The organism is Croceibacterium selenioxidans (assembly GCF_018599195.1).
GTDB classification, from domain to species: Bacteria; Pseudomonadota; Alphaproteobacteria; order Sphingomonadales; family Sphingomonadaceae; genus Croceibacterium_A; species Croceibacterium_A selenioxidans.
In genome coordinates this window covers 314,774-338,232 of the sequence record NZ_JAHFVK010000001.1, presented here as the reverse complement: position 1 = coordinate 338,232, position 23,459 = coordinate 314,774, and the positions used below count along the sequence as shown (strand labels likewise).

Here is a 23,459-nt window from a genome sequence, read left to right as displayed (position 1 = left end):
CGATGACCCAATTCGAACAGAGAATGGAGGTTCTTCGAGCCCGCTTCATCGCGCGGTGCCGAACCGAAGTGTCTGAATTGAGGGGAGCTTTTCAGCAGGATGATCTGACGACCTTGCGTCGGATAGGGCACAGTCTGGCCGGCAATGCCGGGCTGTTCGGCTTTCCGCGGCTCAGTGTCCGGGCCCGAGAGCTAGAGGATGCCATCGATCGAGCCCGGTCGGCCGAAGACGTCCGGGCGAACCTGGACGCGGTCATTGCGGAAATGCCAGATGAACCAGATCGAGGCCCGAACGTTCTTGAGCCATGACACCATCGGCGGACGGTAATTCCGGAGCTCTCCCGAACGATAGGGTAGCTGATAGCGCATACGGCGGTCGCTCGATGTTCGACCGCGCCGACTTCAACAATCATCCCTGGAATGACACTTCGCTCGGACCTTGTGCAGAGTGGCCCAGGCAATTGCACTTCATGTGCGATCTCATCCTGGGTTCCAAGCAGCCCATGTTCATGCTGTGGGGGTCCGATCGCGCGTTCATCTACAATGCCGCGTATCAGGCCATCTGGGGCAGGACTTCCCTCGACACGCTGGGCCGGCCGATCCAGGATGTCGCCGGTCCGATATGGCAAAAGCTGCGGCAGGACGTGGAGCGCGTCTTCCAAGGCCATTCGTTCACGCTGTCGAACTTCGGCATTCGGGCCCGGGAAGACGAACCGACGCGCTACTTCGATTTCAGCTATACGCCGATCCCAGACTACGACGGGACGTCTGATACCGTCGTCGGCGTCCTGTGCATTTCGACCGACGTTACCGAACGCATCGTCGCCGCCGAAGAAACAAGGGAAGACCGCGAGGTCCTGGCCCTGACCATGGACAACGTCACCGAAGGTGTCGCACTGGTCGAGTTCGACTTCACCCTGGTACTGTGGAATCACCAGTTCGGCGTTCATTTCGGCTACGAGCCCGAACAGATCAGGGCGGGCATGAATGCGCGGGAGCTAATGCTCATCACGGCCGGCAGAGGCGATCTTGGCGAGGGTGATCCCGAAGTCATCGTCGACGCTCTCATCCAGGCCATCCAGCAGAGCGAAAGCGGGCGGATGGAAGTCCAGCGCAGCGACGGTACCGTGCTCAGCCTTTACCGCCGGGCGGTCAGCGCCGGAAGGTACCTACTCGTATCGCAGGACGTCACCGAAGCGCGGACCGCCGCGCGCCTCAAGGACGAGCTCGTTTCCACGGTGAGCCACGAACTGAGAACGCCGCTGACGGCCATCTCGGGCGCGCTAGGAATAGTCAGCGCGGGTGCTGCGGGGGAGCTGTCGGCGAAGGCCGAAAGGCTGATCGACATAGCCCAGCGCAACAGTGAGCGACTCATCGTGTTGGTCAACGACCTGCTCGACATCGACAAGCTGCGGTCCGGCCGGATGGAGTTCCATCTGGAAAGGCTCGACCTTGCCGAACTGATCGGCCTGGGGGTGGACCAGAACATGCCCTTTGCTGAAAAGGGCGGCGTCGACCTGAAAGCGGACCTGACCGATCAACCGGTGGTCGTCATGGGGGATCGCCACAGACTGCTCCAGGTCCTCGCCAACCTGATCTCCAATGCGGTCAAGTTCTCGTCGAGCGGGGGGATTGTCACGGTACGGCTGCGGACGATCGGGCAGCGGGCCCGCCTCAGCGTGATCGACCATGGCATGGGCGTGGCGGAATCATTTCGTGACCGCCTGTTCAATCGGTTCTCTCAATTCGACTCCTCCTCGAGCCGGGTTCAGCAAGGCACCGGGCTCGGCCTGGCCATCTGCAAAAGCATCGTGGACCAACTGGGAGGCACGATCTGGCTCGACACCGGAGTCTCGAGCGGCGCAACGTTCCACGTCGAATTGCCACTTGTGGAGCGCGGAAAGCTGGCAGCTACGAAAGGTGATGAATGAGCTGGCGGATCCTCTACGTCGATGACGAACCCGATCTGCGCGAAGTGGCGCAGATCAGCCTGGAACTCGATCCGGAACTGGTGGTGCGTTGCAGCGCGTCGGGCGCCGAAGCCATCGAAGCCCTGCCCGATTGGCGTCCGGATCTCGTACTCCTCGACGTCATGATGCCCGAAATGGACGGGCCCGCGACGCTCGAACGCATCCGCCAGTCACCGGGAGGCGGTCCGCCCGTTGTCTTCATCACCGCACGCGCAGGTGACAACGATGCCGCGCGCCTGATGGCGCTCGGCGCGGCAGGAGTGATCGGCAAGCCGTTCGATCCGTTGCAACTCGCCGTCCAGGTTCGCCGCTACCTGGAAAGTTGACCGGGCGCGCAGCTCAGAACCGCCGCTCGCGAACCGTTGGCCCGACCGCAGACTTGTAAGTAACCTCGGTTTCGAACGGCAACGTCTGTTCCCAGACGGCACCAGGGTAGAGCCGCTTTGACGGAAGCTCCTGGCAGTTGCTCCCGCTCGCGTCGCATTGTTTTCCGTCGAACAGCTCCTGCGCGGTGTTGCCGTCGTTCACCAATCTGAGCGTGCGTCCGGCACGCTGGCCATCGACGTCGCCCGTGAATTCTTCCGGCCGAAAGATCACTAAGGTGTCATAGCCGACAAAGACCTTCAGCGCGCTGACGTCAGCCGTGATCGGCCCACCGACAGGTTTGATCGCCACGCGAAACACGCGGTCGGCCGCGGCGCGATCGCCGATCGAGGCGACCCTGATCGTGCGGCGCTCGCCGGGTTCCAGGACCAGGCGTTGCGGAGCGACGAGGATACCGGATTCCTCGGGGACCCCAGCGGGAACGCGTTCCTCTGCCGAAGTCCCCGCCGCGCGGATTTCGAAGGGTTGCGCCGAAACATACATCCGTTCCTCGCCATCGTTCCAGACCTCGATGTCTTCACGCGGCGGCTTCCCGGGCAGCAAGTCGACTATCACCTGGCTCAACACCATTTCCGCCTGCGCGGTTGAGCCTCCACACAGGGCCGCGCCTGCAGCCAGTGTCCACATGAGCGTTGTGAGTTTCACTTTGATCCTCCGTTGGCGGGGCCAGGCAGTTCTCCCAGAGACCCGAGCTGGATTTCAGATTCAGTGCAGCAGACGATCGCGCCGAGCCGCGCGATACCGGAGCGAATTTCACCGGCCGGAAGCGTCATCGCGTACGTCCGGCCATCATTGAGGGTGACTTCCAGTTCGGCGTCGTCGGGAGCCTCGATCTGGAAATACCCGTTGTCGTCAGTTTGGCTCCAGATGCCCTTGCCCGTGATCGAGGCGCCCGGAAGCGGTGCCCCACCAGGGGCCGTCAGGCGGCCGAATTTGATCGTGATCCGCGAAACGGCCCAGTCGAGATTGGAGACCGTTCCGGGATAGAGGCTGACCTTGCGCGGCGAGCTGTCGTAGGCCAGCAGCCCCTCTCCGGTCGGCCGGATGCGGACGTCGTAGGCGCGATAGGGCGGCAAGGAGAGCGTGAACGGCTCGGCACCGGTGATCGAACCAGCCACCTGATCGTCGACATAGATATCGAAGCGATCGTCCTGGCTGGCGCCCTTCACGCGGGCGACGATCATGCTTTCCGTGGTTGTCTTGCCCGCGACCTGTACTGCGCCAGCCCCGGCAATAAGGGTAGTCTGCAGCCCAAGGCTGTATTGCGTGACGGAAGAACCTTGTCCCTGACTGTGAACCAGATCGCCCGAGACCGTTCCAAGGCGATGCCGAAACTCCGTCGATCCAACGATATTATCGCGGTCGGGCTGGTGATCGAAACCGGCTCCGAGAGCCAACTCGCCCTCTGAAAGTGCCGGACTCCAGGCGGCGGAGAGCGCCCCAGCCGGACCTTCACCCAGGTCATCGCCGGTGATGGTCGAGGCCCTGGCGCCGCCAAGTCCGGTGAGCGACGCGCGGGAGCCGAGGAAGCGCAAGGAAAGGCCCGCGAAGCCGGATGTGCCACGCTCCGTGGCGGTCGCATCCCCGCGCATTGTCAGCGTGAACGGCCCCTTGTTCAGCACGTCCCACTCCACCGCCGGGCCAATGCTGTATCGGGCATCCCGCATGGGGTCGTCGCGATAGAAAAAGGTACCCAGGAAGCGGACGGTGGCCAGGCTGAACGAGACGACGCCACCGACCTGGGAATAGCTCCCGCCCTGCCAGAACGAACCTGGGAGGCCCGCAGGGGCGTCCGGGGGTACGATTGCGCCCGCATCGAACTCGTCAGCTTCGATCCGGCGGAGATCAAAGTTGAAGTTCAGGCGCGAGTAGCCGCCGGACATGATTTGCAGCACGCCGCCGTAGGTTCCTGCAATATTGGCGACTGCTGCCGCCCGCAGCTGGACGATGTCGCTGAGGAAGATCGCCGCAACCTCGGCCGAGGCGGTCTCGTCCGTTGCTTCTACGCCGCCTTCGATAACCCAGCTCTTGTTCAGTCTGTGAGCCACCCCGCCTTGGAAATAGGGACGGTCAGAGACGTTCAGAGAGTGGCTTTCGGATGCGTCGACCAGCATGCCGCCAAAAGCGAAGAAGTCGGTCCGCCCTTCCGATGGCACGCGGCGGCTCTTGTTGAAGAACCGCCGCTCCTCCCGCGCGGGTTGCCCCGGCTCCTCAATCCGCAGGATGATGTCGTATGCCCCGTCGGGCAGCGAAGAAGTGTCGAGTTGCTGGTTCCCCGCCTCGTAGATGGCCGAACTGAGCACCCGCCCGTCGCGCACGATATCGACGCGCGCCCGCTGTTGCAGATAGACAACCACGGGGCTGCCGGTCAGCACGTCCTTGTCGAGCCGGGTATCGATCTGCGTTTCGATTCCTGCCCCGACCAGCTTGCGGCGACCGGAAATGTCGTTGCCCGGTGCCCAGATGGCCCCGGCCGAGTACCGCAAGCCCGGTCGATCCCATTCAAGGGCGATCCGTTCGGCTCCAAACCCGAGCTCGCTGGCATAGGACAAGTCCGCACGCACGCGCCGCACTCCGTTGCCGACGACGATGCTATCCTGGAAATTGTAGTAGTTTGACCCTTCGCCCAATCTTCCCGACATTATCGCGCCGATTGAGTTGATCATCGCCAGGCCACCTTCCGGCTCGGGCAGGTACTCGTCTGCGATCGACTCGCGCACGGCGACGAAGCGGGGGTTCAAGAAGATATCCAGACGAAAGTGGTTCCTGTCGAAGATCACTCCGACCACGTCGGGATTGAGCTTTCCGCACTGAGCCGGGTCGGTATTGTCCGAACACGCTAGAGCCGCGTTCGCCGGAAGGCTTCCTGCGGCAAGGGCTGCCTCGACTGCCGCCCTATCGGAGAGCTCCGGAAGCAGCGCGAGAGCGGCGGACGGTTCGACGAAGCTGATCGCACCGGGTACGGTGTTGATCTTCGCCTCTCCCCTGCGCACGCCTCCGAAGTAGACGTCGACCAGCAGGACCTGGCTCTCGGTCAGGTCGGAAAACCCTTCGGGCTCCCCGACCAGGATCGCCAGGCTGTGGGCTTCTTTCGCGTGCGCCGGCTGAAACACCGTCCCGGCCGAAAGGATCGTGCAGCCCAAGGCCAGTCCTCGTAACGAAGCCCGGGCACCGAGCGAATGAAGCCTGGCCACGGCTAGCACCGGCTCACTGTGGCACGATCGTGATGTGCAGAGTTCCCGAATAGTTGCCCGCTGTGGCAGCGGCAGCCTGGGTCCCGCGGATGATCACGATCAGGGTGGCAGTGCCATTGGTCTGGAAAGTGCAGCCGTTGAACAGGGCGCTATTGTCGTATCCGGTAGAGAGCACATTCGCCGTGAGCTGCGTGCCCGCGGTCTGGTTGGCCGCATCGGCCCATTGCACCTCGTAGGCGAGCGTCCTGGCGCCATTGGCGATCGTAAACGCGCTGCCCGCCCCGCTGCCGGTGGCCCGGACTCCATAGCTGAGCGCCGTGAAGCCCTGCCTGGCGTAGGCGCAGACGTTTTGCCTGACGGTCTGATCGGCAGCGGCGCTGAGCGTCCCGAAGTTGACGTCGGCAAGCATGCTGATCCGAGCATCCGCATGCGCCGGCGCTTCCGCCAACAAGGCGATCAGGGCGACTGCCAATGCCCCCGCACTAAGGGTTTTCCCCAAGACCATGGTTAACGATATGGAGAAACATGGTAAAATTTCGGTTACTGAATAAGAAAAACCCGCCCCGAACTTTGAGTGTTCGGAGCGGGTCAGGAAGTTGTTATTGAACGATTATTGAGGTGTGACGAGGAGCGTCAACGTACCGTTGTAGGCAGTACCGGCGGACATCGTCAGAAGGTCGGTGCTGGCGATCGTTATGATCAGGCTGGCGGTAGCAGTCGGCGCCACCGAGCAAGTCTGATTGAGCGCACCAGAGGTCATCGTAGCCGAGGCCGTGCCTGCCGTGAGTGCGGTGCCGGTCGTCTGGCCCGAGGTAGCGGCCCACTGCACAGTGTACGGGACTGGAGTGCCGGTACCCAGCGTGAAGGCCGACCCACTCCCCCCGCTGCCGGTGGCCGTGATCGTATAGGCCTTGGTCGCCGTATTGCTCCACACGCAGACGCTCTGATTGGCTGAAGCGTTGGCGGACGGATCCACGTTGCTGAAGGTCACGTCGGCAAGCCCGGTGATGCGGGCCCTGTTCGCCACGGAGGCGGAGATATTGATGATGCCGGTCGAGGTGGCACCGAGAGTGCCCTGTGTGGGAGCTGCCGAAGCGGCAGTGCCCAGGAAGGCAGAGGCAAGAGCACCTAGCACCACGAGATGCTTGCCGGCGCGCGCCTTATGGAACTGAATGATCATGCTATTGGTCCCCTAACCATCTTCTACGTAATACTACGCAAGGGGTTTCTACGTAGATTGGGTTAATAACCCGTTTGTCATGATCAAGATGCTCACTCGACCGTCCTGGCGTGGAGGTCATTTGGAGCGGCTGCACCCCGAACTACGCCCACTCGGGATCCTCGGTGAAGACGATCGTCAGCCATTGATGCGGGCCATCCCCGCCGATGGCCTCGCCAATCTCGTCTCTTAGGGCATCCCATTCGGCCATGGCGCGAGGCGGTCCGCCAGGCTTCAGGATAAAATAGACCTCGATGTTATGCGAGCGGCCGACTTTCGCGACGTAGGCGCGATAGGTGAGAAAGCCCTGTTCGGTCACGAACCGCGCGGCAATTTCATCGACCCGCTGCTTGAGGTCCACCGGTGTGACGAGGAGGATATCGGACAGCGCCCTTCGCACGCTCGATATCGGCAAAGGAATGACCACCAGGCAAATCAGCGCGAGGGCTGCCGGGTCGATATAGGGGGAAAGCCATTGATACTGGGTCCCCTGGACCGTCAGGCCGATGGCGAAGGCGAACAGCAGGGCGGCTGCAATGCAGCCCGACATGATCCAGGACCTGACATCGAGCCGAATGAACTCCGAGCCAAGGTGGCGGTTAGCCCGTGTCTCGATGGTCGCAACGGTGACGCAGATCATCAGCGTGATCGCGGCATAAAGAATGGCCAGGCCGAACTGCAGGTCGCGGCCGCCTTCTAGCAGGCTGCTCACGGCGTTGAACAAGGCGTATACGGCGACCCCCATCAGCAGCAGGCCGTTCATGGCCAGCACGATCGGCTCGAGGTGCCAGAAGCCCATCGTGAACCGCTCGCGCAGGCGCGGTGGAAGGTCGGTCGATTGGGCGTAGGCGGTGATTAGGTTAACGACGACCAGCGAAAGCAGGCTCATCCCCGCATCGACGATCGCATAAATCCCCTCGAACATGATCGAGAACGAACCCGATGCGAGGCCCAAAATGATGCCCACGGCCGCGACGGTTAGCGTGGCCGCGATCGAGGCCCGCAGAACATTACCCTCGTGGCGGAAGTCGAAAATTGGGGAGGTTCGCCTCATTGCGCTCCTACACAACCATGACTTTGATCGCTCGGGGATCGGGAAAACTCCCGAGAGGAGCACTTGTTTCGGCGAAGAGTTCGAACGAGGCCGGATCAAGGCAGATCCGAAAGCTATCCCAAGAACGACCAAGGCCATCCCCGCCATCATTCGCAGGAGCTGCAGTGCTCAAGAACGAGCCCTCCCGTGAAGGAGGGCTCGGGTGTCTTGAGGCTTGCCGTCGATCAGAAGCGCGCGCTGGCACCCAGGTAGAAACGGCGTCCGTTGGTGTCGTAATAGCCCGACGAGAACGATCCCCCTCTCAGCGCACCAGTGGTCTCCGGGCGGTTGTTGGCGGGATTGTAATTGGTCAGGGGCGGCGCCTTGTTGAACAGGTTGTCCACTCCGAAGCGGATGTTGAGTTCATCGGTCAGGGCATAGCTGCCATTGAGATGGAAGAGGTTATACGACGGAGCACCGACCGTCTTTGTGGGGAAGTGGGCCTCTGACGTGTCATCCAGAGCCGGGAGGTGTTGCCACTGCAACCCGATGCCGACCTTGCCCACGGAGTAATTCAGTTTAGCCAGGATTCGGTATTCGTAAGCCCCTGGGTTGAGCCCGTTCTCGGTTGTACCGAAAGTGCCGACATAGTCGACCATCCGCAGGGTCGGCAAAGCGGCGCTTTTGTACTTCAGTAGGTAGTTGACGACGACGTTGGCACTCAGTTGTCCGGGCCCGACGTCCATGCCCCAGTCGAGCTGGGTGTCGATGCCCTGGACGTTGAACCGGCCACTGTTCGTGTAGGTGGTATACACCGTACCAAGACCGCCGGTCTGGTTGCGATTGACGTTTTGACAGAAAGCCGTGTTCGCGGCCTGGTATGCGTCGGTCAGAACCAGGGGATTGAATTCGGGATTGAGGCACTGCTGCAGGGCGGCCGCCACGGTAAGCGGCGCAATCGCATCCTTCACCGAAATGTCGAACCAGTCGACCGATAGCTTGAGGCGGGAGAGCGCCGGGCTCGAAAACGGCGAGTTGATGACAAAGCCAGCCGTCCAGGTGTCCGCCCTCTCGGGCCGCAGGCCTGCGTTGCCAACCAGTGTGGGCCACGCGAAGCCCGAGGTCGAGGCAGACTGGACCGCGCTGTAAAACTGCGTCTTCGCCGTTGGATTGCCCGAGCGATCCATCAGGACCTCGCAGAGGGCCCGAACGGCATTGCCGTTGGCATTGGCAGGATTGGCCGACCAGGACATGGGGTTCTTCAGCGAGCAGGGATCACCGGCCGTATTGGGGGCGAAGGTCTCCTGCGAGGACAGGAAGAGTTCGCCGATGTTGGGGGCGCGCTCGGCGCGGTTGTACCCGCCACGGAAGCGCAGCCAGTCGGTCACCTCCCAATCGCCCAGTAGCTTGTAGGTGTAGCTCGTGCCGGTGGTACTATAGTCGGAGAGGCGCCCGCCCAGCTCGAGGTTGAACTGCTGTATGAACGGAATATCCGACAGGACCGGAACCAGCAGTTCGCCATAAGCCTCCCTCACGTCGAAACGACCAAAGGAGTCGGCGCTCGGGTAAATGCCAAGGGCCTGGTCGAGGAACGAAGCGCCCTGCGTGGTGAGCGTGTCGTTGATGAACTCGTACTGCTGCTCTCGGTAGGTCGCGCCGAATGCCCCGCGAACATCACCCGCCGGAAGGGTGAGCAGCTTGCCCTGGGCATTGGCCTCTGCGATCGTCTGGCGAAGCTTGGACCGGTTCTTCAGCTCCGCGCTAATGGCCTCGAGGCAATCCCGCGAATAGCCGCCTGCGGGCGGGATGAAGAAGTTGAGCCCGCTCGTACACGTCGCCGTGCTGGCACCGAACCCACCGTTCGTGGGATTGCCCGTCTGCGAAAAGCCCTGACCGAAATTCCCGGAGTTCAAGACAGCCCGCAAGCGCTCGAGCGAATAGATCCCCGTCTGCCGAGAGAAAGTCACCGTTTCGCCGTGACTGACGTAAGCCTCCCAGGTCCAGTCCGTGTCCGGGACGCTGCCCTGGAGGCCAGCCAGCATATTGTAAGTCGAGACATCGGTGAACGTCTCCCGGTTGGCCGGCATCAGGGTGGTCATCTCGAACTGGGCATCGGGATCCGGCCGGCTGTCGAGCAAGTCCCACATCTCTCCGGGCAATTGGTCTCGATCGAGTTTGGTGGGATCGATGAATACGCTCCAGCCCGAGGTGATCGGGCCTGGCTCCTGGCGAGTGCGGGTCTTCACCGTGTTGTAGCGGGCCTGACCAAAGACCCCGATCCAATCGTTGATCTCATAGTTGCCGCGAGCGAAGAAGTTGTACCGGGTAAGCGGCAGGATCAGGAGGGTATCGGTATTGTTTCGCGCCAAGGTGCCTGCATTGGTGAGCTTGTGGTTGAAGCCATCAATGTCGCCGTTGAAGCCTTCAAAGTACGAATAATACGTATTCTCCGGACCGATGGTGCCATTGGCATCGACCCAGGATCCGCTCACGAACGGCGTGCCATCGGCATTCGTGCGGACAGTGACGCCACCGTCGGGAAAGGTCGAGTTCGGGAACATCGAGTTCAGGGCCGTGGGCAGGTTGGCGAACCCGAAGTTGATGCCAGGCTGGTCGAGGAAGAACCCAGTCCCGCCAGCGTCCGGATCGGCCCAAAGATCGCGGTACCATCTGCGGTCGCGTTGATAACTGGCCTCGCGGTTGTTCATCGACATCGCCAGGCTGACATTGCCGCGGCCGTCCGCGAAGCCGGTCCCCATGATCCCCGACAGTTGATATTCGAAACCATCTGCTTCCTGGGTCATGCCCACCTGGGCGTCGAGCTCGAGACCCTGGACATTCTTCTTCAGAATGAAGTTGGTCACGCCCGCAACCGCGTCGGCGCCGTAAGTCGCCGAAGCACCGCCCGAGATGATTTCAACGCGCTCGATCGCGGCACTCGGAATAGTGGAAATATCGACTACGCCAGAGGCATTGCTCGGTGTGCTGCGCCGACCATCGAGGAGAACGAGGTTGCGATTGGCGCCGATACCGCGGAGCGAGACCGTCGCGGCGCCCGGCGTGTTGGTCGCGGTTGGCTGGATGTCGCCACCCGCCGTTGGAGTCTGCGCGGGGGCGAATTGCGGTAGTTTGTTGAGGTTCACCTCAAGAGCCGCGGTTGATGAATCCTGCAGCAGCGAATCATTCACCGTCACGATCGGGCTGTTGGCTTCGAAGTCTTGCCGCACAATGCGCGAACCGGTGACGAGGATGTCTCCACCGCCGGCCACGCCATCCTCGCGGTCTTGCGCGGCCGCCGGCATCGCTATCGCAAACGCGCCCGCACAGCCAGTCAGCAGCAGAACCTTGCACGCCCTCATGTTATGAAACCCCCTCACCTTTAACTCCACAAATAATATTATGCCAATCTTCAATTAGATTTCGTATTGGCTAGCACATACCTTCAATAGATGATCACTTGACCATGATATTTATGAGTCATGTTAACGCCTATGCCTGATTATACGCGAACCAATTCGTTTACTATTGCCTGACTCGCCAGAGCTTTGTGCAAACAACAGCTTGACGACCCATGGAAACTTCTCCATGAAATCCAACATCTCAATACGTATGTTTGCTTAGCGCCGGAAATCCGTGGCGCTTATGTTGCTGATTTCCCTCAGCAGACGCGCTCGAAGGTGGCCCCGCAACGGGAGGCCACCTCGCAAGTCAACGGCCCGCCTTGTCTAGGCCGGGCCCGACACCTATTCTTTCGATGTGCCTGAATGGCGCGAACCAAAGCATCCGGCGCACACGGCGCAAGAGATGCAAAAACAAAAGAACGGGCGCCCAGAGCGTCCCGCGCAGGAGAAGATGCCATGAAGATTGTTGGAGCCGCGATTGCGGCCGCTGGTTTGCTTGTCTCTACCGCAGCCATCGCCAATGTGCGTGACGACCAGATGTCGGTTTCTGTGTCACGTCCAGCCGAAGGCGGGCGGGAGCAGGTTGCGCTTCAGGTGTCGACCGAGGGTCTCAACCTCGCCACCGTCGATGGTACGGCAAAGCTGCGCAAGCGCGTCAGCCGTGCGATCGCCCTGGCCTGCAATCCTGGCGACCGCCTCGATGCCGACCTGGCGCCGGACTTCCAGTGCCGTCGCGAGATGGCCGCGAGCGCCGAGCCGGCGCTGCTCGACGCCTCGCGCCAGGCGGTGACTTACAACTGATCGATTGAAGCGGGTCGGTGGCCGGGTGCACCCTCACCCGGCCACCTCCTCGCTCCCCCAGGCTCAAGCTGCCAGTGCGCGCTGGTGCAGACGCGTGACCGCGTCGAGCGAGGATAGCAGGGCGCCTTCCATCCAGCACCCGTAGTAAGAGGCATGCTCGCCCGCGAGCACGATGCGGCCGTCGAGCGAGACGAGGTCCTGATAATGCGCCTCGCGGGTCTGGTCGGTCCAGGTGGCGCAGCAGCCGAGGATCCATGGCATGCGGCTCCAGGCCACCGAGGCGCCGTTGCGGAATTCGCGGCGGTATTCGTCCGGATGAAAGACCGAGCCCTGGGCGAGCGCCGCCTCGATCCGCGCCTCGGGCGTCATGCCCGCGAACTGGTATCCACCCGCCCCGCTGGCGAATGCGCCGAGCAGGACCGCGGGACCGTCCTTGAACATGTTGTTGTTCGGGTAGGAGATCAGCCCGATCGCCTGGTCGGTGAAGCTATGCCCGCCGTAGATCGAATATTTGTCCTCCCAGAAGCGGCTGGCCATTTCGAGCCCGATCTTGACCTGGCCGGAGTAGGGCAGCGCCTTGATCGCGGCCTTCTTGGCATCGCTGACCTGGATATCCATCTGCGCCAGGATCGAGGCCGGGATGGTGCAAACGCAATAGTCGGCCTGGGCATCGCCGGTCCGGCCCGTCTTGGTATCTTCCCAGCTGACGGTCACGCCGCTGTCGCTCTGCGCGATCTTGGTGACCTTGGTGTCGTAGCGGATCACGTTGCCGAGCTGTTTCACGAAGCCCTTGCCGATCATGTCCATCCCGCCCTTGGGCTGGAACATGGTCGTCTGCATCACATAGCCGAAGTAGAAGCCCATCTGCGACCAGACATGCGACGAGAGGACGTCGCCAAGGCCATTAACTTGCGACATCGTCGGCGCGCCGTCGACACCGCCGCCAGGAGCCTTGTCGAATCCGCGCTGGCCGGACACTTTCAGCGACGAGGAGTACTTCATGTTCCCGTCGAGAGCGCCCCATTCGCGCATGGCGACGAGCAGCTTCTCCTTGTCTTCCGCGGTGACCGCATCGTCGAGCGAGCCCGCGTTGAGCGCCTTCCCCAGCAGCTCCGAGACGTGGCCTTTGAAGTCGACCGCGACCTCCTTGTAGCGCTGCGGCTTGCCGCCGAACGCGTCGGAGCGGTGGACGAAGGCGTTGTGGTTGAGCTGGATGAAGGGCTCGAGCTCGACCCCGAACTGCTTGCAGTAGTGCAGCAGAGTGCGGTGGTGATGCGGGATGCGCCACGGGCCGGGATTGAGGTAGTTGCCCGGCGCGAAGCCGACTGTCTGGGTGGCGCCGCCGACTTCGACGATCTTGTCGCCTCCGCGCACCGAGTAGTTCCGGCCACCCGGACGATCCTGGTATTCGAGGATCTGCACCGAGTAGCCGGCACGCGTTAGCTCATAGGCGGCGAGCAGGCCGGCCAGACCCGCGCCGAGAACCAGCACCTTGGACCCTGGCCGTGCGCCCGAGAGATTGGGCGGGCCGGTGAACTGGGTTTCGGCCGCGTGGCCAAGCGCGGTCATCGCCTGGTACATGGCCAGGCCGCCCCCGACCTTGCCGATCATCGCCAGGAGTTCGCGGCGGCTCTGCGGAGTGAAATTCATGGGCAGTCCTTTCTGGCTGCGCGCTCAGCGGCAGCTTGAGCAATCGGGAGTGGGAGCTTCGGTGGCGGCGATGACGCGCTTCACGTCTGCCTCGGTGACCGGTTCGGGATAGTCATTGAGATCGCTGCGCACGTAGGTCAGCACGGCCGCCATCTGCCCGGGGGTGAGGATGTCAGTGAACCAAGGCATGCCGCCCCGACCCTTCACCAGTATTCCGACGCCGAAGGCTGGATCGGCCAGGTTCGGGTTTCCGGCGAGCGCAGGGATCGAGGCACCAGCCCCGCCGCCGCCCTTGCCGTCGGCCATGTGGCAGGCCTGGCATATCTGTTCGTAGACTTCGCGGCCTTCCTCGGAGACCTCGACCGAGGTCGTGCCGCCGGGCGCATCCTGCGCTCGGGCGACGAAGGAGGTGACGAGCGCAAAGCCGGCCACGCCGATCGCCAAGCGCGATAATGTGAGTTTCATTGGGGTGACTCCCGATTGCGACTTTTCGGGGTTGCGAGGTTCACTTGGCAGCGATCGCTTCGATCTCGACGTACATCGTTGGGCGGCCGAGCGCGGCGACCTGAATGGTCGAGCGGGTCGGCGAATTGGGTTGCTCGGCGGTGCCGAAGAAGGTGCGAAACACCTCGTTCATGGCCGCCGAGTCCATCTTGCCCTCCTTCTCCGGCACACCGACGAGGAACACGGTCATCTTGACCACGTCGCCCATGCCTAGACCCATCGCTTCGAGCTGGGCCTTGATCTTGGTGAGCACGCTGAGCGTCTGCGCCCGGGTGTCGCCGAGCTCTTCCGGCTTGGCGGGGTCAAGCGGTGACGGCGTGGTCCCCGAGATGAAGTGGAGCGTCGTCCCCGGTGGAACGGTCGCCGTGCTGGCGATAGGGGATTCCGGGTTGTTCTTGGTCCGCGTCACTTGCGCCTGGGCGGGCGCGGTCGACGCGGCGACACTGAACGCGAAGGCCAGTGCGGGCAGCATTTTGAGGGTCATTGTATCGGCTCTCCGTAACTCATCGTGAGTGGGGCCGGACGCCTTCCAGCGCCCGGCCGGAAGGTCAGAAGTTGAAATCGAGGCGAGCGTAATAGTACCCGCCGTTGCTGCCGTACGAGCCGTGGCCATACCGCGAGTTGATCGTGGTCGTGCCGTTGACGTAGGGCGAGGTGCCCGACGCCACCGCAACCGGCAGCAGTTCGGGGATTTCAGGCTTCTTGTTGAACAGGTTGTTCGCGCCGATGGAGAACTTCATCCAGTCGGTGAACTCGTAGCCGACTTCGAGGTCGGTCAGCGGCGTTGCCTCGACCACGCCCTCGTAGGGCCCGTATCCGCTGATGGCTGGGAACACGAGGATGGTGGACTTGCCCTGGTAGGACTGGCGCAAGTTGATGCTGAAGGCGTCCTTGGTGAACAGGACGCCGAGCGTCGCCTTGTACTTGGGCTGCGCGGTTTCGAGGTAGCTCTCCGCCTGCGCGGTGAACAGGGCCTCACCCAACCGGTTCTCGGTGACCTTGGTTTCGTTGTAGTTGGCGTTGAGCGAGAGATCGAGTTCACCGAAGGCGAGATCGACCGGATAGCGCGCCGAGAAGTCCAGGCCCCAGGTCCGGGTGTCGATGCCGTTGGTGAATGTCTGCACGCTGACCGTGGGCACGTTGTCGATCACCGTGCCCCGGGCCGCGATCGCCGCCATGACCGCATCGTAGGCGGGGATGCCATTGATGAGGTTGGTCTGCGGTACGCCATTGACGAGGCCGCGGATGGCGGAGGTACCGGCGATGCGATCCTTGATCGTGATGTAGTAGCCGTCGAGGGAGACCACGAGCCTGTCCGCCGGACGCAGCACCACACCCGCCGAGTAGTTCTTCGACTTCTCGGGCTTGAGCGGGGAGAAGCCGAGCAAGGCCGCGGCCTCAGAGTTCGGCGGCAACTGGACGCTCGCGCTGGTCGGCGCGACGTTGGTGGCCGAGTAGTAGGATTCGCCCATGGTCGGAGCGCGGAAACCCGTGCTGACCGTGCCGCGTACCGCGATCTCGTCGGTGAAATCGTAGCGGGTGGTCAGCTTGCCGATCACCGTGTCGCCGAAGTCGCTGTAATCCTCGTAACGGCCTGCGATATCGACCACCCATCCTTCGACCGGATTGGTGATGAAGTTGAGGTAGGCCGACTTAGAATCCCGGCTGTAGTCGCCGGCGTCGGTCAACGAGTAGCCCGGGAAGGACTGCCCGCCCTCCTTGTAGCGCGAGCCGTAGTCGCCGGGGCTGATGCCGTAGGTTTCCTCGCGGTATTCGGCACCGAAGGCGATGGTCAGGGGTTCGGCCAGGCCGATCTCGACGTCATGCTGGATGTCGAGGGTATTGGTCCACTGGGTCAGCGAGAACGAACCGTTGTAGAAGTCGGTCGGAGTGAACCCGGTGTCGATGAACAGCGAGCGGTTGGCCGACTCGATCGTGAAGATGTCGTTCCCGTCCGAGCCGTAAGTGCTCGAGAGATCCCATTCCCACCCACCGATGTCGCCGCGGAAGCCGCCGGTGACCGAGTACTGGTCCTGGACCACCTTCTGCAGCGGCACCATGCCGGTCGTTCCGGTGTCGGCGAAGCAGGTGGTCGGGTCCGACGAACTGGTGCAGATGCGGTTCGGGACGCGATAGCCTTGGTATGCCTCGCCTTCGCGTCGCGCGACGTTGCCGAACGAGTAGAACTCGAAGTCGCCAAAGTCGTAACCCGCATTGTAGAACGCGATGTTGAGATCAGACTTGGCCTGGCCGCCATTGATGTTTTTCAGGTCTAGCGCGTCGTAGATCGGCACGAAGGCGGCCGGGATGTTGGTCGCCAGGTTGCCGTCGATGTCGCGGACCGAAGTCTGGCCGTCGCCCTGGAAGGTGTGGCCGTTGCGGCGGTGGAACAGGGTCAGGTTGAGGAACCCGTTGTCCCCGATCGGGAAACCGAGGTTGCCGCTGACGCTGAGCGTTTCGCCCTCGCTGTCGTAGTACTGGCCACCGGTCACCTTGGCGGTGCCGCCCTGGTCGTTACTCTTGAGGATGATGTTGACGACGCCAGCGATGGCGTCCGAACCGTAGACCGCGGCGGCGCCTTCCTGGAATACCTCAATGCGCTGGACGGCATCAGGTGGGATGAGGTCAATGCTCGGAGCCGCCGAGCCCTGGAACGGGCCGGCGATGACCTGAAGGATCGCCGAACCATGGCGGCGCTTGCCGTTGACCAAAACCAGGGTGTGGTTCGGGTTCAGGCCGCGCAGCCTCGCACTAAGCGAGAAGTTCGACATGTCGGTACCCTGCGTCTGCGCCGAGAACGAAGGCACGAGTTGCGTGAGCGCCTGGTTGAGGTTGGGCTGGCCAACGCGGCCCAGCTCCTCGGCTCCCAACAGCCTGATCGGCGAGGCGCTGTCGGCTGCCTGCTGGCCGGTGGCACGGGTGCCGGTGACCATGATGACGTTCTCGTCAGCTGGGGCAGCTTCGTCGAGCGTGGGCTCGGCTTGTGTGGTCTGGGCATGGGCAGCGGAGAACGTGCTCGAAGCCAGAAGAATGGAAATGAAAGTCCGTGAAACGCGCGACATTGGATAGCCCCCAAACTGGTTGCGGACCTCCCCCGGATTGCCCGGGCGCACACTCGCGATTTTCAGCCGTTTGGCCCTTATCGTTCATGCGACCCGTACAGGTCTTTTGTTTTGTTTCAGGTCGTTGGGTTGGCTTTTCAGTGAGAACCCCAACCACCCGTCACCGCCATGACAAACGAAAACCGCGCGGTTGGACATACGCCGATATGCGTACGTCCGATCACAGCGCTGTCCCTACTATGCGGTCCCGGATTCGACGGGCGGCGGGCGCCGCCTGGGACCAGGAGACCTTGATGCTGAACCGATATTTGGTAGCTGCCGCCGCGACCGCCGCATTTGCCCTGCCTGCTGCCGCTTCGGCGCAAGTCACGCGAGTGCAGAGCAACCCGCAGGCGCTGATCCTCGATGCGGCCGAAGTCAGCGCGGGGGCCGACATGATCTACCTCTCGGGTCAGCTCCCCTCACCGATCGACCCGGCCAAGCCGATGAACGCGGTGACCTCGCTGGAAGAGATGGGTGACACCAAGACTCAGACGATCAGCACGCTTTCGAAGGTCAAGGCCATCCTCGAATCGCGCGGTTACTCCATGAGTGACGTGATCAAGCTCACCCTGTTCGTTGCCGCCGATCCGCGCCTCGGAAAAATGGACTTCACCGGCGTCAACGAGGGGTTCCGCGAGTTCTTCAAGACCGACGAGAACCCCAACACCGTGGCCCGCTCGACCTTCCAGGTCGCAGGGCTGGTCGGCCCGCACTTCCTTATCGAGATCGAAGCGATCGCCGCCAAGGCGCCAGCCAGATAGCCTACTGGCCGAGCACCTTGATCGCCATCGCCGCGGCTGCCGAGCGCGTCTCCACGCCTAGCTTCTCGTAGATGCGCTCGAGGTGCTTCTGCACCGTGCGCGGGCTGATCGTCAGGACTTCGCTAATGTCCGAATTGGACTTGCCGTAGCTGATCCACAGCATGACTTCGGCTTCGCGCTGGGTCAGGCCCAGTTGCGCCTGCAGCTTCTGGGCATCGCGCTCGGGATTGAGCTCGGTTAGCCGGATCAGCACCTCGTTGCTGCGGTAGTGCTCGATAATGGCCAGCTCCAGCGAACAGTTCGGACGCTCGACGCGGGCGCTGCCCCCCTTTGCGTCCGAACGCGAAAGCAGCCGCTCGATGGCACCGCGTATTTCCGCCGGGAGGTTCGCTTCGCGTCGGTCCCAGCCGGGCAGGGTTCGGGCGATGAGGCGCTCGGCCTTGGGGGTGCACCACAGAAGCTCCCCCGCGGTGTCCGTCGCCATCATCATGCGTCCGGTGGCGTCGAGGCTGGCGGTGCTCGCATGAACGGCCCGGCCGTGCGCCATGTGCAGCCTGACCCGGGCCAGGAGTTCATCGAGATTTACCGGTTTGCGGACGTAATCGACCCCGCCGACCTCGAACGCCTCGATCACGTGCTCACTTTCGGTAAGACCGGTCATGAAGATCACCGGGACGTGCGACAGCGCGGGGTTCTGCTTGATCTTGAGGGTGGTTTCGAACCCGTCGAGGCCTGGCATGATTGCGTCCACCACCACGAGGTCTGGAACCGTCCGGCTCAGGATGTCGAGGCCCGCCCGGCCCGAATTGGCGACGAGCGCGATTATCTGCGCCGATTCCAACATACTAGCTACCGTTCGCAGCGACTCCGGATCGTCGTCCACCACGAGAACAGTATCGGCATGCAATGCGGCCACTTCAGTAAGCCTCCAGCTTCCGCGCCATCGCGGCTAGGTCGAACCGGTCGAGCTTTTCTAGGAGGAAGGCGACCAGATCCGAGGCCTCCGGGACGTCCTCCGCCAGTTCGCCCAGTGCGCTTTCGACGCCCCGATAGTGCCCGATGCTCAGGAATTCGCGAATCCGGGTGATGTGCGGAAGCGCCCGCGGGTTTGCCCCCTCGGACTTGTGGAGTGCCGGGAGTTTGCCAGGCATTGGCGCTGGCCGACAGGCGATCTCAAGCAGCTCGCCCACCGCTTCCAGCAAGGCGTTAAATTCGACCGGTTTGGCCAGGAACCTGTCGTGAATGGGCTCCTCGACGGAGCCTTTAGGGGCTTCCTGCAAATTGCCCGAGAGCATTAAAATGCGGATATCCCGGCCAAGCAATTCACGAACCCGATGGCCGGTCTCCCAGCCCGAGATGCCCGGCAAGTTTATGTCGAGCATCGCCAGGTCGAAGGAAGCCTGGCGGCATAGGCAGACAGCCGTTTCTCCGTCTGGCACCGCCGTCACGGCAAAGCCCTGTGCCGCGAGCAGCGCCTTCATAAACGACAGCTGCTGCGGGTCGTCATCGACCAGCAGGATCGAGCGGCCTCTGCCGTCGAGTGCCAGAGCGGTCACCGGGGTAGCGGGACGCAATGCCGCATTGGCGAAGGCGCCCGCCACTTCACCAAGCATCAAAGTCACCCGGAAACAGGTACCGATGCCGGGTTCGCTTTCGACCTCGATCTGCCCGCCGAGAATCTCGACGATGGCCTTGGTAATCGGCAGTCCGAGGCCCACACCGGGCCGCCGTTGCTGGTCTTCCGCCTCACCGCGCTCGAAGGGAATGAAGATGCGCTCGCGGTCCGCCGTCTGAATCCCGGGCCCGGTATCAAAGACTTCAAACACCGCGATCTGGTTCGAGTAGCGGACCTTCAGAGTGACCGAGCCACGGTCGGTAAACTTGATCGCATTCGAGAGCAGATTGATCAGCACCTGACGCAGGCGGCTTTGATCCGTCCGAACCAGTTCGGGAATCCGCCCCGTCAGCTCGACGCGGAAATCGAGATCTTTCGCCTGGGCGTCAGGGCGCATCATCCAGCAGGTCTGGTCGATGAACTCGCGCAAACTGACTTGATCGCTCCTGATACGCATCATGCCGTTTTCAAGCAGCGAGATGTCGAGCAGGCCTTCGATCAAGGTGATCAGATGCTCGGTGCTGCGCTTGATGACGCGCGCGGCTTCGCGGGCGTTTTGGTTGTCGCTGCGCTCGATGAGCTGGGCATAGCCGTAGATGGCGTTGAGCGGCGAGCGGATTTCGTGGCTGACGTTAGCGAGGTAGCGGCTCTTGGCAGCATTGGCCGTCTCGGCTGCCAAGCTCCGGTGAGACTGAGTTGCGGCCTCCAGCGAAGCCGCTTCAGCCTCCCGGCCTTTCTTGATGGCAACCAGTCCGAATCCCGCTGCGGTGCACCAACCGGCGATCGCAAGGGCCAGCATCGGGAGCTGCTCGGCCTCTCTATCACTCAGATCGAAGGCAATCAGCGCCGCCATGGTAGCCACCGCGAGACGCAAGATCGATTCCGGGGCCCACCCCTTCAGCGAAGCCGATGATTCGGCGGCAGGGCCCGGCGGATACGCTTGGGCCGGGTCTCTCTCCGCCTGGAGACCACGACCGACGATTGCCCACCCCCCCGGGCAGTTTTCATCATTCACAACGCGACCCTCATCGGCGCTGGCAGCTAAACAGATGCGCCGACACTCATGCTGCAACGCAAAGTTAGTTTAGGCAAGTATCTGTTGCACTGCACAAACGCTAACCTCGGGGGGGTGCTCATTTCGCCACATTGACCCGGCTAGTGAGCCGTTTGCGCCAGCCGGTTGACCAGCCGTTCGGCGACAGAATTGCGGATGGCCATGCCCTTGCGCAGCTTGGCCCAGGTGTTGAGGCTGATCCCGAAATGGTGCTGGATCACGTCGGCCTTGTGGCAAGAGACCATCGTTTCCATCTGTTGCACCACCGAGCGATCTACCACCGTCATTCTCTGCACGACCCATTCTCCATTGCTTTTGTGAGAGAAAAGCTAGGAGAGCCTCTTTTCCGTCTGAATACGCCATTCGCCGTATTGGCGGCCCTTCGGGGCGTCCCCTCACGGAGGGGTGAAATCGAACTTGCCCCTTGACTAGCGCGCCGATCGTCCGAGGGTACCGCCGGGACGCAAGGGGGAGGAACGGTATGGTTATCCTGACATCGCGAAGCCTGAAGATCGGCACCATCATCGACAAGACGCTCGGCGTCGTCGAACACGGTATGAAGCCGACCTTGATCTACGTCGTCGGCCTGACGCTCATCAACGCCGCGATCGGATACTACACGGTGGGAATGACCGCACCGATGGATCAGGTGGTCATCGGCCTGGGCAAGTTCGTCGTTGGTGTCGTCACCGCCTACGTATTATTTGACGCCCTGCTGCGCAGGACCGGCCTAATCTCGCGAACCGAAGGTGACGTCTTCCTGCCGTATGTCGGACTTTCGATCCTCTACACGCTGGGTGTCGTGGCTGGGATGATCGCCATAGTCATTCCGGGTTTGGTAATCATGGCCCGCTGGATGATCGCCCAACCCTTGCTGATAGGTCGAGGTTACGGCGTACGGCAGGCACTGGGAGAGAGCTGGGAACGGACCAGGGGTTCCGAATTCACGATCCTCGGCGCCTGGTTCGCACTGGCGCTTCCGTTGCTCGCTGTCGTCATCGCCTGTGCCATCCTGTTCGACCCGGCCGATCCGATCGGTATCGTCATCACCCAGCTGGCCTCTAGCGCGATGAGCGTGGTGTCGCTGGCCATGGGCGTTGCCGTCTATGGCCTTATCGTAGGCAAGGAATCCCAGGCAGCCGCCTTCGCTTGACGAGGGGTCCCTGACCGGCGGGCGATCGCAAGCGGTTCGCTTGCCCTTTCCAATATCGCCGAGCCCTACTACTTCGGCGCACGAACCGAGGATTGTTGGGATTGTCCGCCGATCGTTCTAGCGCCGGTCTTGAGGCCGCATACCTTGAGCATCGTGACCGCCTGCTGCGCTTCCTGGTCGCACGCGGGGCGGGAGAGGCTGCCGAAGACCTGCTGCAAGAGATCTGGCTGAAATTGGCGAAAGGAACCTCGGGCCCGGTTGCCTCTCCCATGTCCTATCTGTTCCGCATGGCGGACACGCTGATGATCGACCGTTATCGCGCGGCGAGCCAGGCCCTCCGACGAGACCATGCGTGGAGTGAAGCCCAGGACGGTGCCGTGCCCGGTGTTTCGGATGCTCCTTCGGTGGAGCGGCACCTGATCGGTCACCAACAGGCTCGGCTTGTCGCACAAGCCCTGGCCGCCCTGGGCGATCGGCCTTCCGCCATTTTTCGCCGGCACCGGGTCGATGGAATTCCGCAGCGCCAGGTGGCCGAGGAATTCGGTGTGAGCCTGAGCACGGTCGAGAGCGATCTCCGGCGAGCTTATGCGGCGCTGACGCAGCTGAAAGAACAGATCGATGAGGCTTGAACCCCACGACTCCGTCCTTGCCTGCAGGAGACACGGCGAATGACGGCGGACGAAAAGATGCGTGACCAAGCAATCGCCTGGGCCATAAGAACCGGAGATCCGGAGTTCGACGACTGGGACGGCTTCACAAGCTGGCTCGAGGCCGATCCGGCCCACTCGGTCGCGTACGACCAGGTCGTGGCGGCCGTTGGCGAAGCGGTGGAAGTCTTGCCTCCCACGCCAAAGGCGGAAAACGACGACCTGCCGGTTCAAGGAGCCACGCGGCGCCGGTGGATCAGCGGCGCAGCAGCGATGACCCTGGCTCTGGTGGCGGCTTTCGGCGCCTGGCAATTCAGGGGCGGGAGCTACACCGTGGAGACCGCGCCGGGCCAGGTCCAACTGGTCAAGCTGGAGGATGGCAGCCAGATTGCGCTCGCCGGTGGCTCGCGGATCGTACTCGACCGGAGCGACCCCCGCGTAGCCTCACTCGAACAGGGACAGGCCCTGTTCACCGTCATTCACGATACCTCGGCACCGTTCAGAGTGACCGTGGGGAACGAGACGCTGGTAGACGTCGGGACGATCTTCGACGTTAAGCGAGCTCGGAATGCCCTGTCCGTCGCCGTGTCGGAAGGTGCCGTCGTGCTCAATCCCCAAAGCCAGAACGTGCAGGTCTCGCGCGGGCAAGTCCTGTCGCTGGACACCGCTTCCGGCCACTATCGCGTGGGCGAGATCGTCACCGCAGAGGTAGGCGAATGGCGCGAGGGACGATTGACGTATCACGACGCCAGTCTGGCAGACGTCGCTGCGGACTTGACTCGGGCCACCGGCCTGACGTTTGAGGTCGCGCCAGACTCCGTCACCCATCGTGTATCGGGTAGCATTCTGGTGGATCCGATTCGCGCCGATCCGCAAACACTCGGTCCGCTGCTCGGGCTGTCGGTGCGCCGTGATGGCGAGGTCTGGGAGATCAAAGCTAACTAGTCATGCGTGCGGGGAGGTGGATCTG

21 protein-coding genes are annotated in these 23,459 nt (G+C 62.5%); 8 read left to right on the top strand and 13 right to left on the bottom strand.

Annotation, left to right across the window (positions count from 1 at the left end):
- Positions 1-2 precede the first annotated feature (2 nt).
- The 3 genes from KK137_RS16875 (at position 3) to KK137_RS01635 (ending at position 2,295) form a co-directional block, all read left to right on the top strand.
- Positions 3-308: an Hpt domain-containing protein gene (locus KK137_RS16875; RefSeq protein ID WP_214534313.1), complete on the top strand. Its 306-nt coding sequence runs from the start codon at positions 3-5 to the stop codon at positions 306-308.
- A gap of 74 nt (positions 309-382) precedes the next feature.
- Positions 383-1,930: a PAS domain-containing sensor histidine kinase gene (locus tag KK137_RS01640; RefSeq protein ID WP_214534312.1), complete on the top strand. Its 1,548-nt coding sequence runs from the start codon at positions 383-385 to the stop codon at positions 1,928-1,930.
- A complete protein-coding gene (locus KK137_RS01635; RefSeq protein WP_214534310.1) occupies positions 1,927-2,295 on the top strand; it encodes a response regulator in 369 nt (122 codons plus the stop codon). The genes KK137_RS01640 and KK137_RS01635 overlap by 4 nt, the downstream gene beginning before the upstream one ends.
- 13 nt (positions 2,296-2,308) lie before the next feature.
- Here the strand turns inward: KK137_RS01635 and KK137_RS01630 are convergent, their stop codons facing one another.
- The 6 genes from KK137_RS01630 to KK137_RS01605 all read right to left on the bottom strand — a co-directional run bounded on the left by KK137_RS01630 (position 2,309) and on the right by KK137_RS01605 (position 11,158).
- The gene (locus tag KK137_RS01630; RefSeq protein WP_214534308.1) at positions 2,309-2,998 is read right to left on the bottom strand and encodes a fimbrial biogenesis chaperone; all 690 of its coding nucleotides are present in this window, start codon (positions 2,996-2,998) and stop codon (positions 2,309-2,311) included.
- On the bottom strand, positions 2,995-5,547 hold the full coding sequence (locus KK137_RS01625; protein WP_214534306.1) for a TcfC E-set like domain-containing protein: 2,553 nt from the start codon (positions 5,545-5,547) through the stop codon (positions 2,995-2,997). Before KK137_RS01625 ends, KK137_RS01630 begins: the two co-directional genes overlap by 4 nt.
- A gap of 13 nt (positions 5,548-5,560) precedes the next feature.
- Entirely contained in the window at positions 5,561-6,019 is a 459-nt protein-coding gene (locus tag KK137_RS01620) for a hypothetical protein (RefSeq protein WP_214534304.1), read from the bottom strand.
- A gap of 138 nt (positions 6,020-6,157) precedes the next feature.
- Complete coding sequence (locus tag KK137_RS01615; RefSeq protein ID WP_214534302.1) at positions 6,158-6,727, bottom strand: hypothetical protein; 570 nt, start codon at positions 6,725-6,727, stop codon at positions 6,158-6,160.
- Between the two features lie 142 nt (positions 6,728-6,869).
- On the bottom strand, positions 6,870-7,820 hold the full coding sequence (locus KK137_RS01610) for a cation diffusion facilitator family transporter (protein WP_214534300.1): 951 nt from the start codon (positions 7,818-7,820) through the stop codon (positions 6,870-6,872).
- A gap of 224 nt (positions 7,821-8,044) precedes the next feature.
- Positions 8,045-11,158, bottom strand: a complete 3,114-nt coding sequence (locus KK137_RS01605) for a TonB-dependent receptor domain-containing protein (protein ID WP_214534299.1) — start codon at positions 11,156-11,158, stop codon at positions 8,045-8,047.
- Positions 11,159-11,656: 498 nt separating this feature from the next.
- On the opposite strand from KK137_RS01605, the gene KK137_RS01600 reads away from it, so the two are divergent.
- Positions 11,657-12,001: a UrcA family protein gene (locus tag KK137_RS01600; RefSeq protein ID WP_214534297.1), complete on the top strand. Its 345-nt coding sequence runs from the start codon at positions 11,657-11,659 to the stop codon at positions 11,999-12,001.
- A gap of 63 nt (positions 12,002-12,064) precedes the next feature.
- Here the strand turns inward: KK137_RS01600 and KK137_RS01595 are convergent, their stop codons facing one another.
- From KK137_RS01595 to KK137_RS01580, 4 genes are all read right to left on the bottom strand, one after another.
- The gene (locus tag KK137_RS01595; protein WP_214534296.1) at positions 12,065-13,651 is read right to left on the bottom strand and encodes a flavin monoamine oxidase family protein; all 1,587 of its coding nucleotides are present in this window, start codon (positions 13,649-13,651) and stop codon (positions 12,065-12,067) included.
- A 24-nt stretch (positions 13,652-13,675) separates the two neighbouring features.
- Positions 13,676-14,116 (bottom strand): c-type cytochrome, encoded by a 441-nt coding sequence (locus KK137_RS01590; RefSeq protein ID WP_214534294.1) that lies wholly within the window; start codon positions 14,114-14,116, stop codon positions 13,676-13,678.
- Positions 14,117-14,156: 40 nt separating this feature from the next.
- The gene (locus KK137_RS01585) at positions 14,157-14,639 is read right to left on the bottom strand and encodes a Rid family hydrolase (protein WP_214534292.1); all 483 of its coding nucleotides are present in this window, start codon (positions 14,637-14,639) and stop codon (positions 14,157-14,159) included.
- Between the two features lie 64 nt (positions 14,640-14,703).
- Positions 14,704-17,217, bottom strand: a complete 2,514-nt coding sequence (locus tag KK137_RS01580) for a TonB-dependent receptor plug domain-containing protein (protein ID WP_214534291.1) — start codon at positions 17,215-17,217, stop codon at positions 14,704-14,706.
- Between the two features lie 293 nt (positions 17,218-17,510).
- On the opposite strand from KK137_RS01580, the gene KK137_RS01575 reads away from it, so the two are divergent.
- On the top strand, positions 17,511-18,020 hold the full coding sequence (locus KK137_RS01575) for a RidA family protein (protein ID WP_214534288.1): 510 nt from the start codon (positions 17,511-17,513) through the stop codon (positions 18,018-18,020).
- 1 nt (position 18,021) lies between these two features.
- Here the strand turns inward: KK137_RS01575 and KK137_RS01570 are convergent, their stop codons facing one another.
- The 3 genes from KK137_RS01570 to KK137_RS01560 all read right to left on the bottom strand — a co-directional run bounded on the left by KK137_RS01570 (position 18,022) and on the right by KK137_RS01560 (position 20,976).
- The gene (locus tag KK137_RS01570) at positions 18,022-18,936 is read right to left on the bottom strand and encodes a response regulator (RefSeq protein WP_214534287.1); all 915 of its coding nucleotides are present in this window, start codon (positions 18,934-18,936) and stop codon (positions 18,022-18,024) included.
- A gap of 1 nt (position 18,937) precedes the next feature.
- Positions 18,938-20,488, bottom strand: coding sequence for an ATP-binding response regulator (locus KK137_RS01565; protein WP_250893657.1), 1,551 nt, complete (start codon positions 20,486-20,488; stop codon positions 18,938-18,940).
- A gap of 302 nt (positions 20,489-20,790) precedes the next feature.
- A complete protein-coding gene (locus KK137_RS01560; protein ID WP_214534283.1) occupies positions 20,791-20,976 on the bottom strand; it encodes a hypothetical protein in 186 nt (61 codons plus the stop codon).
- A gap of 194 nt (positions 20,977-21,170) precedes the next feature.
- Between KK137_RS01560 and KK137_RS01555 the strand changes: the two genes are divergently transcribed.
- From KK137_RS01555 to KK137_RS01545, 3 genes are all read left to right on the top strand, one after another.
- Positions 21,171-21,842, top strand: a complete 672-nt coding sequence (locus KK137_RS01555) for a hypothetical protein (RefSeq protein WP_214534282.1) — start codon at positions 21,171-21,173, stop codon at positions 21,840-21,842.
- A 101-nt stretch (positions 21,843-21,943) separates the two neighbouring features.
- The gene (locus KK137_RS01550; RefSeq protein WP_214534280.1) at positions 21,944-22,471 is read left to right on the top strand and encodes an RNA polymerase sigma factor; all 528 of its coding nucleotides are present in this window, start codon (positions 21,944-21,946) and stop codon (positions 22,469-22,471) included.
- 57 nt (positions 22,472-22,528) lie between these two features.
- A complete protein-coding gene (locus tag KK137_RS01545; protein WP_250893542.1) occupies positions 22,529-23,434 on the top strand; it encodes a FecR family protein in 906 nt (301 codons plus the stop codon).
- Positions 23,435-23,459 lie beyond the last annotated feature (25 nt).